Here is an 18440-nt window from a genome sequence, read left to right on the forward strand (position 1 = left end):
ACAACCTTACAATGTCTTTTTTCGGTTGAGTGGTTCGCACCTTCGTCGGAAGGTTCTGAACGAAAGCATGGAGGAGTAGTAAGGTGCACATTCTGATCATCGGCGCCGCCGGCATGGTGGGTCGCAAGCTCACGGCACGTCTCGCAAGGGACGGATACCTGAACGGCCGCGCCATCGAGGCGATGACGCTGGTCGATGTCATCACCCCGGAAGCGCCGATGGGTTTTACCGGCAAGACTGTCCTTGAAACCGTTGACCTTTCGGCGGCTGGCGAAGCCGAGCGCCTCATCACCGGACGGCCGGACCTGATCTTCCACCTCGCCGCCATCGTGTCGGGCGAAGCCGAACTCGACTTCGACAAGGGCTACCGCATCAACCTCGACGGCACCCGTTACCTGTTCGACGCGATCCGCATCGCCCACGGCCAGGACGGCTACAAGCCGCGTGTCGTGTTCACCTCGTCGATCGCTGCCTTCGGCGCTCCCCTGCCCTATCCGATCCCGGACGAGTTCCACACTACGCCGCTGACCAGCTATGGCACACAGAAGGCCATCTGCGAACTTTTGCTGACCGACTATTCGCGTCGCGGCTTCTTCGACGGCATCGGCATCCGCCTTCCGACCATCTGCATCCGTCCGGGTAAGCCGAACAAGGCTGCCTCCGGCTTCTTCTCCAACATCCTGCGCGAGCCGCTGGTCGGCCAGGAAGCCGTACTACCGGTCTCCGACGACGTCCGTCACTGGCACGCCTCGCCCCGCTCGGCCGTCGGCTTCCTGATCCACGGCGCGACCATCGACGTCGAAAAGGTTGGCCCGCGCCGCAACCTTTCCATGCCGGGCCTCAGCGCCACGGTCGGTGAACAGATCGAGGCTCTGCGCCGCGTCGGCGGCGAGAAGGCCGTGTCGCTCATCCGTCGCGAGCCCGACGAGATGATCATGCGCATGTGCGCCGGCTGGGCGCCCGGTTTCGAAGCCAAGCGCGCCATCGAACTCGGTTTCACCGCTGAGAAATCCTTCGACGAGATCATCAGGGTCCACATCGAGGACGAACTGGGAGGCAAGCTCTGATGACCGCAGAGAAAGCGGCTGCGTCCCGGCGCATTGCCTTTCTTGGCACCGGGCTCATGGGCGCGCCGATGGCGCGCCGCCTGCTGAAGGCAGGATTTCCCGTCACCGTCTGGAACCGTGACCCCTCCAAAGCCGAAGCCCTGGTGGCGGATGGCGCAAACCTTGCAGCCACGGCCGCCGACGCTGCACGTGATGCGGACATCGTCTTCACCATGCTGAGCGACGGAAACGCGGTCGGCAAGGTGCTGTTCGGAGCCGGCGTCACCACAGTCCTGAAGGCCGGCGCGATCGTCGTCGATTCCTCGTCGATCGCCCCGCCGATCGCCCGCGATCACGCCGCGCGCCTCGCTGCGCGCAACGTCGCCCACGTCGATGCCCCGGTCTCCGGCGGCGTCGTCGGCGCCGAAGCCGGGACCCTCGCCATAATGGCTGGCGGTGAAGCGGAGGTTATCACTGGCCTTGCGGACGTCTTTGCCGCGCTTGGCCGCGTCACGCATGTCGGCCCGGCCGGCGCCGGCCAGGTCTGCAAGCTGGCCAACCAGCAGATCGTCGCCATCACGATCGGTGCGGTTGCCGAGGCGATGATCCTCGTGGAAGCCGGCGGCGCGGATCGCGGCAGGTTCCGAGACGCCATTCGTGGCGGCTTCGCCGAGAGCCGGATTCTTGACCTGCACGGCGCCCGCATGGTCAACCGCACCTTCGCCCCCGGCGGCCCCTCTCGGCTGCAACTGAAGGACCTGGATGCGGTTGCCGCCATGGCCGATCTCCTGGATCTGGAATTGCCGTTGACGGCCATGGTGCGCAGTGAATTCCGTGACTTCGTCGCCGATGGCGGCGGAGAACAGGATCACAGCGCGCTTCTATTGCATCTGGAGAAGGTCAACGGAAGCGAACGGAAGGAAGATCAATGACCGACGACAAGAAGGCCGCCCGAAGGCTGCGCTCGCAGGACTGGTTCGATAATCCCGAGCACCTGGACCTGACCGCGCTCTACCTGGAGCGCTTCATGAACTACGGCACCACACCGGAAGAGCTCAGGTCCGGCAAACCGATCATCGGCATCGCCCAGTCGGGCAGCGACCTCAACCCCTGCAACCGCCACCATCTGGAGCTGGCGAAGCGCCTGCGCGACGGCATCCGCGATGCGGGCGGCATTCCGATCGAGTTCCCGACCCATCCGCTGTTCGAGAACTGCAAGAGGCCGACGGCGGCGCTCGACCGCAACCTCGCCTATCTCGGACTGGTCGAAATCCTTTACGGCTATCCGCTCGATGGCGTGATCCTAACCACCGGCTGCGACAAGACCACCCCGTCGGCACTGATGGCCGCCTCGACTGTCGATATTCCGTCGATCGTCTTCTCCGGCGGACCGATGCTCGACGGCTGGAACGACGGCGATCTCGTCGGCTCCGGCACCGTGATATGGCGTTCGCGCCGCAAGTATGCCGCCGGCGAAGTAACCCGCGAGCAGTTCCTCGAAGCGGCCCTTGATTCCGCTCCCTCCGTCGGCCATTGCAACACCATGGGCACGGCGTCCACGATGAACGCCATGGCCGAAGCGCTCGGCATGTCGCTGACCGGCTGCGCGGCGATCCCGGCGGCCTACCGCGAACGCGGACAGATGGCCTATCGCACCGGCCGCCGCGCCGTTGAGCTCGTACTGGAAGACATCAAGCCGTCGGATATCCTGACGCGCGAGGCATTCCTGAACGCGATCAAGGTCAACTCCGCCATCGGCGGCTCGACCAATGCCCAGCCGCACCTGATGGCAATGGCCAAGCACGCGGGCGTGACGCTCAACCCGGACGATTGGCAGGTCCATGGCTACGACATACCCCTGCTCGCCAATGTCCAGCCGGCGGGTGCCTATCTCGGCGAACGTTTTCACCGTGCCGGTGGTGTGCCTGCCATCATGTGGGAGCTGCTCAAGGCCGGAAAGATCGACGGCAGCTGTCCGACGGTCACCGGCAAAACCGTGACCGAAAACCTCGAAGGCCGCGAATCCGATGACCGCGAAGTGATCAGGCCTTTTGCCGAGCCGCTGCGCGAACGCGCGGGCTTCCTCGTCCTCAAGGGCAATCTCTTCGACTTCGCCATCATGAAGATGAGCGTCGTTTCCGACAGCTTTCGCAAGCGCTACCTGCAGGAGCCGGGACGCGAGGGCGTGTTCGAGGGTCGCGCCATCGTCTTCGACGGGTCTGAGGACTACCACAAGCGGATCAACGACCCCTCGCTCGATATCGACGAGAACTGCATCCTGGTGATCCGCGGCGCCGGTCCCAAGGGCTGGCCGGGCTCGGCCGAAGTGGTCAACATGCAGCCGCCGGATCACCTGCTGAAGCGCGGCATCATGAGCCTTCCGACGATCGGCGACGGCCGCCAGTCCGGCACCGCCGACAGCCCGTCGATCCTGAACGCCTCGCCCGAAAGCGCGGCCGGCGGCGGTCTTGCCTGGTTACGTACCGGCGACACGATTCGCATCGACTTCAACGAAGGCCTCTGCGACATGTTGGTGGACAATGCCGAGATCGAGCACCGCAAGGCCGGTGGTATTCCTAAGGTACCGGGTGACGCCACTCCCTGGCAGATGATCTACCGCCAGACCGTGACCCAACTCGCCGACGGCGCGACGATCAGGGAGGCCGACAAGTTCCGCCAGATCTCCGGGACGCCGCCGCGCCACAACCACTGACTATCTCGCGATCGCACGGAGCAACCACTTCCGTGCGATCGCCAATCGAGAGCCTTCCCCTGTTTGATTTGCCCGGTAGTAGGTCGCATGGTGCGATATGACGAGACTTACGATGCGTTCAAGGTCGGGGCCGCAGTTGCTATTACTGGATCGCCCGCGGCATCGACGAACGGCAGGTCAAACCCGACCGGGTGCGCAAGTCGATCGGTGCGGAAGATACTTTCTCCGCTGACAGTCACGATTTCGACACGGCACGCTCAGGACTTCAGCCGCTGATCGAGAAGGTCTGGCGCTATTGCGAGCTAAACCGAATTCACGCCAAGACGATAACACTGAAAGTGAAATGGGCTGACTTCACACAGATCACCCGGAGAAGGGCTGTCTGGGCCCCAATCGCGAACGCTGGGGAACTCGCCGACGTCTCGACGCTCCTGCTCTCGCCGCTTTTCCCGGTCGCGAAAGGTATTCGGCTTTTGGGCGTGTCGCTGTCATCGCTCGACAGCGCAACCATCGAAGACAAACCTCAACTCGCGCTCGCGCTTTAAGCTTGTCCGGCCGAGACCGTGCGGCTCGGCCTAATGTCGCTCTGTTGACATGTTGTGCGACATAACCTCAATGAGGATTTTGCCAGATTGCTGCAGGCACGAACTGTGACACGTCAGAAACCTCCCACATCGAAATCTTCGCGAGAAAACACCGGCCCGGTTCCGGCACGCGATAGAGAGGTATCAAAGGCTGAGGAGATCAATGCTCTCCTCACACGGCCGATTGCGATCCTGCCGATAAAAGTTGGCGACCCGATCCGGCCGTTTGCCTTGGGCCTATGGAATGAGATCCGATGTCAGCGTGTCAACGCTACGCAAAGCGACCGGGGCCTACATCCATTCGAGAAGCTATCAGATCGCGGTCGCACGCCGGGATTCGCACCGCCATGACATTAACGGCGTGCCGATCGATTTCGTACCCGACGCCGATCGATTGGATGCTCAGCAAGCTTCAGGATGCGCGACGGGAAGCGCAAGCCAAACGCATGCCTCCCTCTTGCTCCCGCTACGCCGCCTTCAAAGACGGAAATGATCCGTGCAGCTTTTCTTGAAAGACGCCGGTCTCCCAATACGGCCGGATAGCCAGTACCGGTCTGATTGAGAGACGGCTTCACGACGCCTTGAAGCGGTCGAAGGCCGTCAGGTACTTGATAGGTGGATCGGCCTCATCCCAGCGATAGATATCTTCGCGCAGGTATCGAAGCTCGCCCTCGAGAGCATCCTCGCCGATTTCAATCCACCATGACTTCGGGCGCCCGTCGCTGCCGTCCGACCAGCGATAGCCGCGCGCCTTCAGGTGGTCCTTCATGTCGAATGGGCTGTTCTGCGCGAACACACGAACGCGGGATCGCTGACTTGCCTCATAGAGTTCGGTAAACGGCGTACGGCTCGCGCCATCCTCGCCCTTTGCCAAGACCTCCAGGAGTGCGAAGCAGTCATCGACGGCTCGATGTCCGTCGTGGAAATAACCCGCCTGCCCAATCAGGTAACCGAGCTTGGTGCCTTCGAAGCCGCGGGATGCCCAATCGATTTCAGAGACGGAGCAAGCCCAGGCCTTGTCCGCAAAGATAGGAGAAAAAGCTTCGCAGAAAGGCCGATCGAAACCGGCGTTATGCGCAACGATGAGATCGGCCGGTTCGACCATCGCGCGCAATGCCTGAATATCGATCATCTGGTCAATGACCATTGCATCCGTAATTCCGGTCAGGCGTGTGACCTCAGGTGGAATCGGAACGCTTGGTTGCTGAAGCCCTCCATAGACGCCGGTCACATCGCCAATGTTGCCGACCTCGTCGAATGTCAAGGCGATGGCACCAATCTCTATGATCTCGTCCTTGCGATGGTTGAGACCTGTCGTTTCCGTATCGAGGATGACGCCTTTCAAGGGAAACTCGGGGCGTAACGCCGTCGCGATGGGGCGAGGCTCAAGCTTTGTCAGAATCCGAAACCGGCCCGTTGCCCGCAGGTGCCGGACCATCTCCTCATCGCTGAGAACGGTTGAAGCCTGTCGCTTCATACTTAATGGATGGACAGCTTTTGAGGGGGCCGGCTCATCGGAAACAAATAGGTCGAACTGTTGTGTCATTCGCTTTCTCGAAATCGTTCCCGAATCTGTTCCCCGAATCCAAGGCCCGGAAGCTCAGATCTAAGCCATACGCTTGAACGAACTCCGGGGAAATTGCGGAAACGATAGAAAGCAGCGATCGCAGCGACTTTGCAAATGGGAAACGAGCGTCGTTCCCTGGATCTCGTTCACGGAGCGGCAGGGACAAGGCAGGGCTTGGGCAAGTGCGGGGTCGATCGTTCCTCACGATCGTTCCCCTGGGAACGGCCAGTTCTAACGGTCTGCCTAAGATTGGTATCGTTCAAATTGGTCATGGATACGTCAGATGTCTAACTCAATCTGCAAGACATTTCCCGGGATATGCGAAAAAAGCCGCCTTACAGATCCTCGACCGAGTCGGCGCTTGCGCGCCGCAAACGACAATCTTCTTAATGGAAACTGGCCATCGTTCGGCCTCGGTCGAGCACGCCAATGAGATGGGCACATCGGAATTACCGCACTGGACCAGCATCATGTTGGCAGCCATCGCGCTGACCACGGACCGAAGCATGAACCCGGGGTGATTTCAAATGAAGGACGGAGCAAGCCAGGCATCGGCGAAAGGGAATCTGTAGGGATTATTTACCGCACTGGCAGCATGACGGCGCCGCTGCGGTCGTCACTTTTTGCTTGACTGGAACGGCCTCGTTACCGAAGCCTTGTGCCTAGTCTCCCGGGACGGCCGTGAACTGCCGCCACTCCAGCCACTTCCCAAGCAACTTGAGGACGTAAGTCGGTCGGGGGCTTAGCTCAATTAAGAAAGCCGAGCGCAATTGTTCGGGGATAAGGCCGTTGTGCTCGCAGGAGCGCGCCACCTATTCAGCTAAACGCGAGTACGAATCGTTTTCGCGCCGATTAAGCCGAGAAGCGACGCACCGTATATGCGACGCACCCACACCACAGCAGCCACCGATGATCGAGGCTCCGCTCTTCACCCAACCGCAAGCGAAGCGAGAATATCGGTCAGCTGAGAGATCATCTCTAACGGAATGTAACGTTTCATTTGCCGCTCCCTCCTCATCGGAAGCGAATGCATTCGCATAAACACCTATATTTAGGGAAACGCCCAAGGTGTCTAAGACCTCAGACGCCTCCTCGACCGCTGCCTGCATAACTTCTGGACGGCTGCAATTGAACAGGAGTGCCTGAGCTCCCGACCCGGCAACCCAGCGTGCAGCATCGTCCAGGAGTTCCCCGGAACGCAGGGCTGCCGGGTTTGGCTCTGTGCCTGGCCCGTCGTCAAGCGTGAAAGAGATCCAGAACGGTTTGCCGGTGCTCGCTACTGCCTGCCGCACTGCCTCGGCTTCGGCCACGAGGCTCAGAGTCTCACCTAGCCACAGATCAACGTAGGGCGTGAGCTCTTCGACCAATACGCCAAGATAGTCCTGCGCCCGCTCCGGTCTGAAGAGTTGCGGTTCGTATGAACCGAATATCGGCGGCAGAGATCCGGCGACGAGTACTTTGCGCTCTTTAGCACTATCGGCTGCTGCGCGCGCAAGTCTTCCAGCAAGAGCAATCAGCCTGCGGCCCTCGGCACGAAATCTCTCCTCACCGATATGAAACGGCACCAATGCGTAACTGTTGGTGGTGATGACATCGGCGCCCGCGACGATGAACTCCTCATGCACGCGCCGGACAACTTCCGGAGCCTCCATTAGCGCGAGCGCTGACCATTCAGGCTGCCTGAGGTTCGCTCCAAGTCGGACAAGTTCGCGGCTCATTCCGCCGTCGAGAATTTTAATCGGTTTCATGGCTTATCCCTTTTTGGCCCGGCTCATCGCTTGATCACCGAAGACAGTGCGAACGCTGTGAGCGTGTCTCGAACGCCCGGAAGTGCCGATATTTCCTGCCAGATTTCGCGGATGCGGTCGGTGGCGCCCGCTTCAACTCGAACGACCAGATCAAACTCGCCGCTCATGACGTCGCAGGACACCACCTCCGGCAGTCGTTTGAGCGCGTGGATGACGTCACCACCGCGCATGCGGTCGTGTCGATACACGAACATCATCGCAGTGACGGCTGTGGCGGGCGGCCTACCCTCGCCAGCGATGATCGTGTAGCCCTGAATAAGACCGTCCCGCTCCAACCGCTCAATCCGCTGGCGCACGGCGTTGCGCGACAGATTGACCACCTCCGCCAACTCGGCGTGCGGGATTCGGGCATTTCGAGCCAACTCGATCAGGATGCGCTCATCCGCTCGGTCGAGAATTCGCTTCATGGCTGCAGCTCCTCGGTACATGCCTTGGCGGAGTGGAAGGCCTTGAACGTGCCCGCTTCAAAATCCGTGAGCCTGCAATCTTTTCCAAGCTCGGCAGCAGCAGCGGCCATCACGAAGGCCGGTAAGGCGCGCCATTCTGGTGCAGTCAAACGACGGACCTCTTCGTACCCGGCGAGCAAGGGGCGGACGAGCCTGTTCTCCAGCATACCGTCCGCTCGCGCGGTCCAGCGCATTAAGACTTGCCCGAGTTCCGCGACCAAAATGTCGTCGTGGCGCAATCGGAAATTAATGACGCCACTCACGGCCTCGCCGAGGAAGAAGACATTGTCCCGATTGAGGGCTCCGTGCACCGGACCTTTCGGGAGGCCTGAGCGCCCTTCGTCAAAGGAACGCCTCAAGGTCTGGTGGATGCGCGCGACGCAGCCCCCCAGCGCCCGGCTCTTCTCAGGGGTGATCTCGTTCGGTCGTGACCCCGGCATGAAGCCGACAACCGCAACGAGCTTGCCAGACACGGTGACCGTCGCTGCGCCGGCATCGGTTCGGAACGTCGTCGGACAGGGTACGCCTGCGGCAGAAAGGGTTTCCATAGTGCGAAAAGCACGCTCGAGATCGAAGGGATCGGCGCCGCTTTCGAACAAGGTGACAATGAACTCACCGCGTTCTGAGCGGAAGAGAAAGGTGGTCTCGGCATCGCCGTCGGCAATGCCGATGACCGAGGTCAGACGTCCCAGGCGGTAGGCCGTGGCGATTTGGCGACACTCGACCTCGGTCAGATCTGTGAACACAGCCATTCTTATGCTTCCTTCAGTGTCGCCTCGGTTCTCCAAAGATCGTGTCGATCTCTGCCGCAGACAGCCCACTGTCGCGCCCGACCACCTCGCGCAGCGACTTCCGTTCCGCCAGTGCTGTTCGGGCAAGGCATGCGGCCTGGGCATATCCTATGAGAGGATTGAGGGCTGCTGCAAGAACGAGGGAATCGTCGTGAAGCGCCCGGCAACGCTCTGCATCGGCCTCGATTCCTTCAATGCATCGAGTTCGCAGCGCGTCCATGCCTCGCGTCAGAAGCCGCATGGATTGGAGAATGTTGAGCACGATGACAGGCTCCATCGCATTCAGCTGGAGTTGCCCGGCACTGGCTGCAAGTGTGACCACCATATCATTGCCGATCACCTGGAAGCCGATCTGGTTCAGCATTTCTGGGATCACCGGATTGACCTTGCCCGGCATGATTGAAGAGCCCGCCTGCATGGCTGCAAGCCGGATTTCGCCGAAGCCCGCGCGCGGGCCGCTCGACAGGAGCCGTAGGTCGTTGCAGATCTTCGAAAGCTTCACTGCCATGCGTTTGAGAGCGCCCGAGATCGAAACGAAGGCGCCGGTGTCAGACGTCGCCTCGACGAGGTTGCGCGCGGGTCGGAGAGTGATGCCAGAGATGCGGGACAGATGCGCACAGGCCGCAACAGAGAACTCCGCGGGCGCGTTGACTCCTGTACCGATCGCGGTGCCACCCAAATTGACTTCGCGCATCAGCTCGGCGGCGCTGAGAAATTGTGCGACGTCTTCTTCCAATGTCTCCGCGAAGGCTTCGAACTCCTGCCCAAGTGACATCGGGACGGCATCCTGGAGCTGCGTCCTGCCAACCTTCAGGATGTCAGAGAAGGTTTCTCCCTTGCATCGAAACGAGGCTACCAATGCCGAAAGAGCCAAGCTTAGTTTCTCACCTTCCCGCAGCACCGTCAGACGAATTGCGGTCGGATAAACGTCGTTTGTCGACTGGGAGAGGTTTACATGATCGTTTGGGTTGACCGCATCATAGCTGCCAAGCTGCCGCCCCAGGCCCTGCAATGCAAGATTGGCAATTACCTCGTTGACGTTCATGTTGGTCGAAGTCCCCGCCCCGCCCTGCATCATGTCCACCGGAAAATGCGGCTCGAGAATTTCCCCGGCGATCAGTCTGTCGGCGGCGCGCTCGATTGCCCGTGCGAGACGAGGTTCAAGAAGTCCAAGTTCGAGATTGGTCGCGGCGGCGGCCTGCTTGACCATTCCTAAAGATTGCACGAACTCGGGAAAATCTTGGAGCCTGATCCCTGATACGTCGAAGTTCTCCGTTGCTCGTAGCGTGTGGATCCCAATCAGGGCGTTTGCCGGAATTGTCCGGGGCCCGAGCAGGTCAGTTTCGATGCGAGTCTTTGTCATAATCTTTCTCTGCGCTCAGGTTCACGCATTGATCGCTTGGTCGAGGTCGGCAATGAGATCGTCGGTCGCCTCCAGCCCGACCGACAGCCGGAACACTCCATCCCCCGCAAAGCGGCGGTAATCAGCGAGCTGCTCACCTGTGAGCCCGTAGGTCGATTTCATCATTTCCTGCGTATCGAGCAGCACCACGATTGAGCGCTGATGACCGAGCGAGAAGGCATAATGGGCAACCTTGAGATGCGCGGCGAGCTTCCGGGCCATCGTCGCGGGGTCTTTCACCTGAAAGGTCAGCACGCCTCCGAACAGATCCATCTGGCATTTCGCCAAGTTATGCTGCGGGTGGGAGGGTAGTCCCGGGTAGGCTACAGCCGCCACCGCCGGATGACCTTGCAGGAACGTCGCGATCTTTGTCGCGGAGTCAGAGATCGCCCGCATGCGGGGAAACAGCGTGTCGATGCCACGCAGGATGAGCCAAGCGTTCATGGCCGGCATGGACGCACCGAGATATACGCCGGCGCGTGAGCGGATTTTTTCCACCAGCTCCTTGCGTCCGCAAACGACGCCGCCCAACGTATCGCCATGCCCGTTGATAAACTTCGTCAGGGAGTGGATGACGAGATCCGCTCCGAGTGTCAGCGGCTGCGTGGCCACAGGAGTGGCTAATGTTGAATCGACCGACATCAGAGCACCGTGCCTTCGTGCAACGCCGGCGATGGCGGCAAGATCGGTCAGGCGCAGGATCGGATTGCACGGACTTTCGCAATGGACAAGCCTGGTGTTGGGCTGGAACGCGGCAGCAACCTCCTCGGTGCGCGACATGTTCACCGGCGTCACCTCAATGCCGTAGTCCGGCAATATGCGCCGGGCGAGTTCGTTGGCACCGGCATAGCAAACGTCGCTCACAATCAGGTGGTCGCCCTTCTTCAAGAAGGTAAGGAACGTTGCGCCGATTGCCGCAACGCCCGTTGCCGTGGCAACCGCGTCATCGGTGGCTTCGAGTGCGGCAAGGCGCTGCTCCAGCTGCCGCACCGTAGGATTGGTCCAGCGCGCATAGAGGAACGGCAGCGCGGTCAGATCGTCGACGCCATCCGCGGAAAAAGCTCCGTCACCGGGTGTCAACACATTGTTGACGGACATGGAAACGTTGGGGGCGATGGCCTTCGTTGAGGGATCGATGACGAGCCCGCCGTTCAGAGCGAGGGTTTCGCGACTGAGACCCATTGTAGCGCCGGGCATGCTCTTGTTCTGGGCTGGCTCGCGCTCGAACAGAGCTGGGAGTGTCGTTGTCATCTGGGTATCCTCCTGGGCATTCAGTCCCTGACTAGGGATGGTGGCATCGTTTGCGCTGACTTTGCCGTTGCTGCCTAAGGCGATCTGGCCGAGAGACCGGCAGATCAGACCGAAAGACCGGCGTGTCGCATGGCTTGATCGATTTCGGCTTCCACCGCAGGCGCGACCGTTACGAGCGGCAGACGCACGTCCCGGCGCATGCGCCCCTGGCGCCAGAGGGCGTATTTCGGACCCGCCGGGTTGGTTTCCAGGAAAAGCGCGCGGTGCAGTGGCATCAGGCGGTCGTGAACTTCGAGCGCGCGACGGAAATCACCCGCAAGACACGCGGACTGGAACTCCGCACAAAGTCGCGGCGCGACATTTGCGGTCACGGATATGCAGCCGTGTCCACCATGCGCCATGTAACCAATGGCTGTGCCGTCCTCGCCCGATAGCAGATTGAAATCTCGACCGCAGGCCATTCGTTCCAAGGAAGGACGCAGGAGATTGGCGGTGGCGTCCTTCACGCCGATTACGTTTCGGCAATCCCGTGCCAGACGTGCAAGCGTGTCCACGGAGACGTCGACGACGCTGCGTGGTGGTATATTGTAGACAATGATCGGAATAGAGACCGCCGCGTCAATGGCGCGGAAATGCTGGTAGAGTCCCTCTTGCGTCGGTTTGTTATAATAGGGCGCGACGACAAGCAGCGCATCGGCGCCCGCCTCCTGCGCGTGCCTTGAAAAGTCGATCGCCTCATCAGTGCTGTTGGATCCGGCGCCAGCGATCACAGGAATTCGTCCCCTCGCTACGTCCACAGTCAGTTCAACCAGCCGCTTGTGCTCGGCGTGTGAAAGTGTCGGGCTCTCTCCGGTCGTGCCGCAGGGGACAAGACCGTTGGTGCCCTCCGCAATCTGCCATTCGACGAGCGACCGAAAGGCCTCTTCATCAACCTTCTCGTCTTGAAACGGTGTGACAAGAGCCGTGATCGATCCTTTAAACATCGTAATCTCCGTTTGACTTGCACCGGCGATGTCAGCGCCGTATCGGGACCTGCATCTCGACGATGCGGAAGGCGCGCGTGATCATGAGGGTGAGGCAGATATAGAAGACGGTCACGACGGCCAGAGGCTCGTAGACGAGTAGCGTGTCCTGCCTGATCTTGTAGGCGACGGCATAGAGATCCATCACGGTGACGGTGAAGGCGAGCGGTGTCGCCTTCAGTTGTAGCACCACCTCGCCGGTGATCGTCGGCAGGGCGATGCGGATCGCCCGTGGCAGCCAAATTCGCCGCAAAAGGGTCCACCGTGTCATGCCGAAGGCGCGTCCGGCTTCCAGTTCTCCCTTTGGAACGGCGAGCAACGCACCGCGCAGCACCTCCGCCTCGTAGGCGGCGTAATTCAGCGTGAAGCTGACCGCCGCGAAGAAGAAGCCCTCGCGCACGATCGGCCAAAGGAAGCTTGAGCGCAGGCCGGGGATCATAGGCAGCAAAGACCCGACGCCATAATAAAGCAGCCACAATTGGATGAGCAGTGGCGTACCACGCAAGCACGTGCAGTAGGCTTTTGCGCACCATCGCAGCCAATGGGGACCGCTCACCTGCGCGAGCGCAAGGCCGATCGCCAAAACGAAGCCGAGAGTGACCGAAATGAAGAGCAGAAGTATCGTCTGTAACGCGCCTGCGGCGATGAGCGGCCAATAGTTGAAGACCCACGAGAAATCCATTGTGCGTCTCCTCAGGCTGCTCTCGGCTGTCCGCGTCGGAAATGGGTCTCCAGGCTAGCGAACACGACATTGGAGGCGACCGTGATCGCCAGATAGATTGCGGCAGCGGCGAAGAAGAACAGGAAATAATGTTTGGTATTTCCGGCGGCGAGACGTGTCGCAAGCGCCAGTTCCTGGTAGCCGACGACGGCGATCAACGCACTGTCCTTGGTTACCGACATCCAGAGATTGGCCATGCCGGGGATCGCATTCGGTATAAGAGCGGGCAGAACGATCCGGCGGAAGCGCAGCCACGGTCGCATGCCGAAGGCGCTCGCGGCTTCGATCTGGCCAACGGGAATGGCAAGGATTGCACCGCGCAGCACCTCGGTCATGTAGGCGCCCTGCACGACCCCGAGCACAAGGACGGCGGCGAGGAAGCCGTTGATCTCGATTGGCGGGAAGCCGAGTGCGGAAAGCAGTCTATTGATGCCGTCCGTCCCGGCATAATAGAGACCAATGATCAGGATCAGTTCCGGGATAGCGCGCACCGCCGTCGTATAAAGATCAAGCAAGGTGGCGACGGCACGGCTGCCCTTGAGTTTGCCGGCCGCGGCCGCAAGCCCGATCGATATGCCGACCAGGTACGCTCCGAGCGAAATCATAATGGTCGAGACCGCGCCCGAAAGCAGTACCCCGCCCCATCCCGGTGGATTGGGAGAAAGCAGTTCGAGAATGGATAAGCTTGTCTGCATGAACAACAGCTCCGCGGCGTCCGAGCAGATTCGTTACGGCTCGAACGCTTTGTCGGTGAGAGGGGGCAATCGGCGGAGATACAGCGGGTCGCCTTAACTCCCGCTAGGTCCGACTATTCGCCGTAGGGGTCGAAGTTGAAATACTTCTTGGAGATCTCTGCGTATTTTCCGTTAGCTCGAATGGCAGTGATGGCGGCGTTCAACCTGGCGAGCAGCTCGGAATCTTCTTTGCGCAATCCGCCGCCGATCCCCTGTCCCAGAACATCCGGGTCATCCTGGACATTGCCCTTGTCCTCGCAGCAATCCTTGCCAAAATCCGATCCAAGGAATGTCATCAGCGGGATGGAGTCGCCGAACACGTAGTCCACGCGGCCGACTGCGAGGTCCTGGAAAGCCTCATCCAGTGTGGCATAGGTCTTCTCGTCGGCCACGCTCGCAAAGTGCTTTTTGTAATATTCGGTCTGGACCGTGGAGACCTGGATGGCAATCGTTTTGCCGGCGACGTCATCGGCGGTAGTACCGCTTTTGCCGTCTTGTGCACCAATCAGTTTGCTTGGTGTGTTGTAGTACTTGTTCGTGAAGGCGATTGTCTTCTTACGTTCATCCGTGATGGACATGGAAGACCAGATGACGTCGAATTTCTTTGACTGAAGACCCGGGATGAGCCCATCCCAAGACATGTCAACGACCGAGCAGCTTTCCTTCATTTCCGAGCAGATCGCATCCATCAGATCGATTTCCCAGCCGATCCATTTGCCCGACGCGTCCTTGGTAAAGAACGGCGGGTAGGCTTCGTTCATGATGCCAAAGCGCACTTCCGCACCCGCGCCAGCGCCCGAGGCGAAAAGAGCTGCTCCGGCGATAAGGTAAATTGCGGTCTTCATGTCAGTTCCCTTTCGTTTTTGCTTGGTGCACTGCCGCGCTCAATGGCGTGACGAGCTCGTGAATTCGCGACACCGCGCGCTGATGGGAGCGCCAAAGATTTGCTCCGGTTTGCCCTCTTCCTCGACGCGGCCTTGATGCAGGAACATCACGTGGCTTGAGACGTCGCGGGCGAACTTCATCTCATGCGTTACGAGCAGCATCGTGCGGCCCTCTTCCGCGAGATCTCGGATGACCTTGAGCACTTCCCCAACGAGTTCCGGATCAAGAGCCGAGGTCGGTTCATCAAACAGCATCACGGATGGATCCACGCACAGCGCCCGCGCTATTGACGCGCGCTGTTGCTGTCCACCTGACATGAAGGCGGGGTAGACGTGGCGTTTTTCGTAGAGCCCAACTTTATGCAGCAGCGCTTCAGCTTTCTCGGTCGCCTGCCTGCGGCTCATCCCGAGCACGTGGACTGGCGCCTCGATGACATTCTCAAGGACAGTCATGTGTGCCCAAAGATTGAAGCTCTGGAAAACCATGCCGAGACCGATCCGGATGCGCTCTACTTGTCGCCAGTTGGCAGGACGTACGCGATCGGCCGATCCAGCCTTCATTAGTACTTCCTCACCGTTGATGATGAAACGGCCGCGGTCCGGGACCTCGAGAAAGTTGATGCAGCGAAGGAAGGTACTCTTGCCGGATCCTGAGGACCCAATCAGCGAGATGACCTCCCCCTTTCCCGCAGCAAGTGATACGCCTTTCAACACTTCGTGGGTGCCGTAACTCTTGTGTACGTCGTCGACGCGCAGTGCGCATGAAATGCTGGTTGTCATTCGTTCCCCACTTTTTCGTGGCTTGTTAGGGCGCAATTTAGCAATCGCTTGCGCGGCGTTGCCGCACAATCGTATGTTGTTGAGGATTTTTTCCGCGACGTGTTGCTAGACATCGCGGCTTTTCCGCGTCACTGCCCGTTGATGCAGATCACCTTGGGTTGGGTCATGTCCTCGTAGGCAAAGCGCACGCCTTCGCGGCCCATGCTGCCGTGTTTGAAACCTCCGAACGGCATGGCGTCAAATCGATAGTCAGAGGAATCGTTGATCATAACGCCACCGGCCTCAATGCCGGCTGCGGCCTCCAGTGCAACGGCGAGATTGTTGGTGAAGACGCCAGCATGCAGGCTGTAGTCCGGTTCGTTCGCTAGCCGGATTGCGTCCGCAAGCGTCTCAAAGCGCTCGAGTATCGCAACTGGTGCGAAAACCTCCTCCTTCCAGAGACGATTGTCACGCGGGACGCCTTCGAGCACGGTTGGGTGGTAGACGGCGCCTTCGCGGCGATGGCCGCATAGCAGCCGCGCGCCAGCAGATAGGGCTCTTTCTACGGCTTCTTCGGTGCGTTCGGCCGCAGCGGCGGAAATCATGGGTCCGACGTCCGTAGCCTCAAGGCGCGGGTCTCCGGCACGAAGGCTGCGGGTGCCCGCGACAAATGCCTGGCGGAACTTTTCGTAGAAGGCGGTTTGGACGAGAACGCGTTGCGTGCCGATGCAGTTCTGGCCGGCCGCCCAATAGGCGCCCGAGATGCAGCCTTCCACCGCCTTTTCAAGGTCGCTGTCTGCCATGACGATAACCGGAGCATTGCCGCCAAGGTCCATGGCGAGCTTCTTCAGACCGGCCGTCCGCGTGATTGCCTCGCCGGTCGCAAAGCCACCGGTAAATGACACCATGCGGATATCGCGAGCTGAGACAATGGCGCGCCCCAGATCTGCGCCGCCAATCGCGACGGTGACGATTTCCTCTGGCAGGCCCGCTTCGATCAACGTCCCAACCAGCTTGAGAGCGGAAAGCGGCGCGAACTCTGACGGCTTCAAAAAGACCGAATTGCCACCCGCGATTGCAGGGCCAAGCTTGTGCGCTACGAGATTCAGCGGATCATTATAGGGGGTGATGGCAGCAATGATTCCAAGCGGTTCGCGTGTGAACCAGCCTTGGCGCGTCTCGGAGCCCGCGTAGGCGTCGAACGGAATAATCTCGCCGGCGTTGCGCTTGGCTTCCTCCGCAGAGAGCTTCAACGTGTTCACGCAACGCGATGCCTCCTTGCGGGCCTGCGTGATCGTTTTGCCCGCCTCGCAGACAATCGTGCGTGCGAAATCCTCGAGATGGTCCCCTACGAGCCGTGCTGCTTGTTCCAGAATGGCGGCCCGGCGATGCCTAGGGAGCGCTCGCGACACCGCCGCCCCCCGCTTGGCACGCTCAAGAAGGGTGCCAACGTCGTCGGACGTGCTGGCTCTTACGCTTTCGACAACCTTGCCGTCATAAGGATTGAAAACGTCGATCAATTCCGTAGTCGGGGCAACTTGAAGCTTGACGTTTGTCATTCCGCGGCCTCCGTGATCGAACCGGCCGACGCTGAGCGGTGGATAGCAATAATATCGGAGAGAAGAGCATAAGCGGTCTCGACCCGGCCAGCTCCCGGACCCGTTACCGTCACTGAACCGAGCATCTCAGTGGTGAAGGATACGGCGTTTATGGCGCCGCTCACTCCCGCGAGTGGGTGGTCGAGCGGCAGACGGCGCGGCGCGACAGATGCCTCGACGCTACCGTTCTCTAGACGCGCCGCCGAACCGATCAGCTTCCAGCGGTATCCCTCTTTGGCGGCTGTCTCTATGTCCATGGTGGTGAGCGCCGAAATTCCTTCACAAGACACGTCCGTCGGTTTGAGCGCTGCGCCCAGCAGTTCATTTGCCAGAATGACCACCTTGAGACGAACGTCGTAGCCTTCAACATCAGCGGTCGGATCAGCCTCGGCGTAGCCGAACCCCTGGGCCTCTTTGACCGCCGCAGAAAAACCGAGCCCGGCCTCCATGCGACCGAGTACAAAATTGGAGGTGCCGTTGAGGATGCCTTCGAATCCGCTGAGGCCAGCGCCGGCAAGTGCGTTCTTCGCCAAACGTATCACGGGTGTTCCGCTCATGACGGCCCCTTCATACTCGAAATGAACATGGTTGCGACGAGCCACTGCCTTGAGATCGGCAGCAGCAAGGGCCACCGGGCCCTTATTGGTCGTGACAACATGCTTATGATTCTCGAGCGCCCAACGGCAATGGGAAACGGCCGGTTCTCCGTCGCGAGGGTTTGTGAAGGTGGCCTCGACAACTATGTCAGCAGGCGCCTGCCGGATGACTTTTTCGTTGTCCGCTTCCGCAGATCCACCGGAAAGCCTGGCGAAGCCGCCCTTCTCGAAATTGGTCTCAACGAGCATTCGTGCATCAATGCCATTTCGCGAGACGACGGAGCCGAGATTAAGATCGGTCACCGCGACAATGTTGAGCCGGAAGCCGAGTTCCGATTGCCAGAGCTCGTTTCGCTCGGCCACGAGCTGCGCGAGAGCGCGGTTGACTCCACCGAATCCGATAAGAGCTATGTTGTACTGTACCATGTCGGTTCCTCATCCTGGGCGATGAGAAGAGCATGACTGCCGGCAAACGCAGCAGGAAGCTTCCGAAACGGCCAAAAATCTGGCCGCTTTGA

At 60.2% G+C, this 18440-nt stretch carries 17 protein-coding genes and 1 pseudogene; 5 read left to right on the top strand and 13 right to left on the bottom strand.

Annotated elements, in window-relative coordinates:
- Positions 1–83: 83 nt before the first annotated feature.
- From denD to BHMPCIPO_RS33885, 5 genes and pseudogenes are all read left to right on the top strand, one after another.
- The gene (denD, locus tag BHMPCIPO_RS23095; protein WP_173519142.1) at positions 84–1067 is read left to right on the top strand and encodes a D-erythronate dehydrogenase; all 984 of its coding nucleotides are present in this window, start codon (positions 84–86) and stop codon (positions 1065–1067) included.
- On the top strand, positions 1067–1978 hold the full coding sequence (locus BHMPCIPO_RS23100; RefSeq protein ID WP_173519143.1) for an NAD(P)-dependent oxidoreductase: 912 nt from the start codon (positions 1067–1069) through the stop codon (positions 1976–1978). Before denD ends, BHMPCIPO_RS23100 begins: the two co-directional genes overlap by 1 nt.
- On the top strand, positions 1975–3759 hold the full coding sequence (locus tag BHMPCIPO_RS23105) for an IlvD/Edd family dehydratase (RefSeq protein WP_173519144.1): 1785 nt from the start codon (positions 1975–1977) through the stop codon (positions 3757–3759). The genes BHMPCIPO_RS23100 and BHMPCIPO_RS23105 overlap by 4 nt, the downstream gene beginning before the upstream one ends.
- Positions 3760–3881: 122 nt before the next feature.
- Positions 3882–4304, top strand: a pseudogene (locus tag BHMPCIPO_RS23110) (DinB/UmuC family translesion DNA polymerase); the annotation flags it as partial.
- A 283-nt stretch (positions 4305–4587) separates the two neighbouring features.
- Entirely contained in the window at positions 4588–4836 is a 249-nt protein-coding gene (locus BHMPCIPO_RS33885) for a ProQ/FINO family protein (protein WP_246304515.1), read from the top strand.
- Positions 4837–4914: 78 nt separating this feature from the next.
- Here the strand turns inward: BHMPCIPO_RS33885 and BHMPCIPO_RS23120 are convergent, their stop codons facing one another.
- The 13 genes from BHMPCIPO_RS23120 to BHMPCIPO_RS23180 form a co-directional block, all read right to left on the bottom strand.
- Positions 4915–5889, bottom strand: a complete 975-nt coding sequence (locus BHMPCIPO_RS23120) for a 3'-5' exonuclease (RefSeq protein WP_173519145.1) — start codon at positions 5887–5889, stop codon at positions 4915–4917.
- A gap of 833 nt (positions 5890–6722) precedes the next feature.
- Entirely contained in the window at positions 6723–7658 is a 936-nt protein-coding gene (locus BHMPCIPO_RS23125) for a homocysteine S-methyltransferase family protein (RefSeq protein WP_173519146.1), read from the bottom strand.
- Positions 7659–7681: 23 nt separating this feature from the next.
- Complete coding sequence (locus tag BHMPCIPO_RS23130) at positions 7682–8125, bottom strand: Lrp/AsnC family transcriptional regulator (RefSeq protein ID WP_173519147.1); 444 nt, start codon at positions 8123–8125, stop codon at positions 7682–7684.
- A complete protein-coding gene (locus BHMPCIPO_RS23135; protein WP_173519148.1) occupies positions 8122–8916 on the bottom strand; it encodes a phosphotransferase in 795 nt (264 codons plus the stop codon). The genes BHMPCIPO_RS23130 and BHMPCIPO_RS23135 overlap by 4 nt, the downstream gene beginning before the upstream one ends.
- Positions 8917–8929: 13 nt before the next feature.
- A complete protein-coding gene (locus BHMPCIPO_RS23140) occupies positions 8930–10318 on the bottom strand; it encodes an aspartate ammonia-lyase (protein WP_173519149.1) in 1389 nt (462 codons plus the stop codon).
- A gap of 21 nt (positions 10319–10339) precedes the next feature.
- The gene (locus BHMPCIPO_RS23145; protein WP_246304654.1) at positions 10340–11554 is read right to left on the bottom strand and encodes a trans-sulfuration enzyme family protein; all 1215 of its coding nucleotides are present in this window, start codon (positions 11552–11554) and stop codon (positions 10340–10342) included.
- Positions 11555–11712: 158 nt separating this feature from the next.
- Positions 11713–12591: a 4-hydroxy-tetrahydrodipicolinate synthase gene (dapA, locus tag BHMPCIPO_RS23150; protein ID WP_173519151.1), complete on the bottom strand. Its 879-nt coding sequence runs from the start codon at positions 12589–12591 to the stop codon at positions 11713–11715.
- A gap of 31 nt (positions 12592–12622) precedes the next feature.
- Positions 12623–13312, bottom strand: coding sequence for an ABC transporter permease (locus BHMPCIPO_RS23155; RefSeq protein ID WP_173519152.1), 690 nt, complete (start codon positions 13310–13312; stop codon positions 12623–12625).
- 11 nt (positions 13313–13323) lie between these two features.
- Positions 13324–14046, bottom strand: coding sequence for an ABC transporter permease (locus BHMPCIPO_RS23160; protein WP_173519153.1), 723 nt, complete (start codon positions 14044–14046; stop codon positions 13324–13326).
- A 113-nt stretch (positions 14047–14159) separates the two neighbouring features.
- Positions 14160–14930, bottom strand: a complete 771-nt coding sequence (locus BHMPCIPO_RS23165; protein WP_173519154.1) for a transporter substrate-binding domain-containing protein — start codon at positions 14928–14930, stop codon at positions 14160–14162.
- 39 nt (positions 14931–14969) lie between these two features.
- Positions 14970–15749 (bottom strand): ABC transporter ATP-binding protein, encoded by a 780-nt coding sequence (locus tag BHMPCIPO_RS23170; RefSeq protein ID WP_173519155.1) that lies wholly within the window; start codon positions 15747–15749, stop codon positions 14970–14972.
- Positions 15750–15877: 128 nt separating this feature from the next.
- Complete coding sequence (locus BHMPCIPO_RS23175) at positions 15878–17287, bottom strand: aldehyde dehydrogenase family protein (protein WP_173519156.1); 1410 nt, start codon at positions 17285–17287, stop codon at positions 15878–15880.
- Positions 17284–18348: a homoserine dehydrogenase gene (locus tag BHMPCIPO_RS23180; protein ID WP_173519157.1), complete on the bottom strand. Its 1065-nt coding sequence runs from the start codon at positions 18346–18348 to the stop codon at positions 17284–17286. The genes BHMPCIPO_RS23175 and BHMPCIPO_RS23180 overlap by 4 nt, the downstream gene beginning before the upstream one ends.
- Between the last annotated feature and the right edge of the window lie 92 nt (positions 18349–18440).

The sequence above is a fragment of the Ensifer sesbaniae genome, assembly GCF_013283665.1.
Lineage (GTDB): Bacteria > Pseudomonadota > Alphaproteobacteria > Rhizobiales > Rhizobiaceae > Ensifer > Ensifer sesbaniae.

Excerpts from the sequence above, each read along its gene's own strand:
- BHMPCIPO_RS23100 (WP_173519143.1), top strand. The coding sequence starts at position 1,067 with ATGACCGCAGAGAAAGCGGCTGCGTCCCGGCGCATTGCCTTTCTTGGC.
- BHMPCIPO_RS23105 (WP_173519144.1), top strand. The coding sequence starts at position 1,975 with ATGACCGACGACAAGAAGGCCGCCCGAAGGCTGCGCTCGCAGGACTGG.
- BHMPCIPO_RS33885 (WP_246304515.1), top strand. The coding sequence starts at position 4,588 with ATGAGATCCGATGTCAGCGTGTCAACGCTACGCAAAGCGACCGGGGCC.
- BHMPCIPO_RS23120 (WP_173519145.1), bottom strand. The coding sequence starts at position 5,889 with ATGACACAACAGTTCGACCTATTTGTTTCCGATGAGCCGGCCCCCTCA.
- BHMPCIPO_RS23125 (WP_173519146.1), bottom strand. The coding sequence starts at position 7,658 with ATGAAACCGATTAAAATTCTCGACGGCGGAATGAGCCGCGAACTTGTC.
- BHMPCIPO_RS23130 (WP_173519147.1), bottom strand. The coding sequence starts at position 8,125 with ATGAAGCGAATTCTCGACCGAGCGGATGAGCGCATCCTGATCGAGTTG.
- BHMPCIPO_RS23135 (WP_173519148.1), bottom strand. The coding sequence starts at position 8,916 with ATGGCTGTGTTCACAGATCTGACCGAGGTCGAGTGTCGCCAAATCGCC.
- BHMPCIPO_RS23140 (WP_173519149.1), bottom strand. The coding sequence starts at position 10,318 with ATGACAAAGACTCGCATCGAAACTGACCTGCTCGGGCCCCGGACAATT.
- BHMPCIPO_RS23145 (WP_246304654.1), bottom strand. The coding sequence starts at position 11,554 with ATGCCCGGCGCTACAATGGGTCTCAGTCGCGAAACCCTCGCTCTGAAC.
- dapA (WP_173519151.1), bottom strand. The coding sequence starts at position 12,591 with ATGTTTAAAGGATCGATCACGGCTCTTGTCACACCGTTTCAAGACGAG.
- BHMPCIPO_RS23155 (WP_173519152.1), bottom strand. The coding sequence starts at position 13,312 with ATGGATTTCTCGTGGGTCTTCAACTATTGGCCGCTCATCGCCGCAGGC.
- BHMPCIPO_RS23160 (WP_173519153.1), bottom strand. The coding sequence starts at position 14,046 with ATGCAGACAAGCTTATCCATTCTCGAACTGCTTTCTCCCAATCCACCG.
- BHMPCIPO_RS23165 (WP_173519154.1), bottom strand. The coding sequence starts at position 14,930 with ATGAAGACCGCAATTTACCTTATCGCCGGAGCAGCTCTTTTCGCCTCG.
- BHMPCIPO_RS23170 (WP_173519155.1), bottom strand. The coding sequence starts at position 15,749 with ATGACAACCAGCATTTCATGCGCACTGCGCGTCGACGACGTACACAAG.
- BHMPCIPO_RS23175 (WP_173519156.1), bottom strand. The coding sequence starts at position 17,287 with ATGACAAACGTCAAGCTTCAAGTTGCCCCGACTACGGAATTGATCGAC.
- BHMPCIPO_RS23180 (WP_173519157.1), bottom strand. The coding sequence starts at position 18,348 with ATGGTACAGTACAACATAGCTCTTATCGGATTCGGTGGAGTCAACCGC.